Source organism: Citrobacter sp. VF227 (assembly GCF_052950715.1).
Genome location: NZ_JBRFVF010000565.1, coordinates 1 through 440, shown reverse-complemented (window position 1 = coordinate 440; position 440 = coordinate 1). Strand labels below are relative to the sequence as shown.

The window sequence follows — 440 nt, the reverse complement described above, 5'->3', positions numbered from 1 at the left end:
CCCCAGCGTCGACGGACGCAGGCGGGTTGCGGCGCCGGTAAAGCACAGCAGCGGAATGGTGGTCACGACACCCGCAGCAATCAGCAGCAGATTGGGCGACATTGGGTTTTGCCCCATATGGCTGGTTGGGCTGTCGGCAATGCCAAACAGATAGATGGCCGCGATGGGTAAAAGCCACAGCGTTTCGATCAGCATACCGGTTTGTGCTTCGACGGCAATCTTCTTGCGCACCAGACCATAAAAAGCAAAGCTGAACGCCAGTCCCAGCGCAATTATTGGCAGCGATCCGAAGGTCCACAGCTGTACCAGTACGCCACAGGAAGCTAATAGTACCGCCAGCCACTGCATGCGACGGAAGCGCTCGCCGAGGAAAAGCATTCCCAGCACAATATTCACCAGCGGGTTAATAAAATAGCCGAGGCTGGCTTCCAGCATATGGT

General features: G+C 56.4%; 1 protein-coding gene. It reads right to left on the bottom strand.

Going from position 1 to position 440, the window contains the following annotated elements; genetic code table 11:
- Positions 1 to 440 (bottom strand): EamA family transporter RarD (gene rarD, locus ACU8YC_RS27890; RefSeq protein WP_446896382.1); only part of this gene is annotated, 440 nt, incomplete at both ends.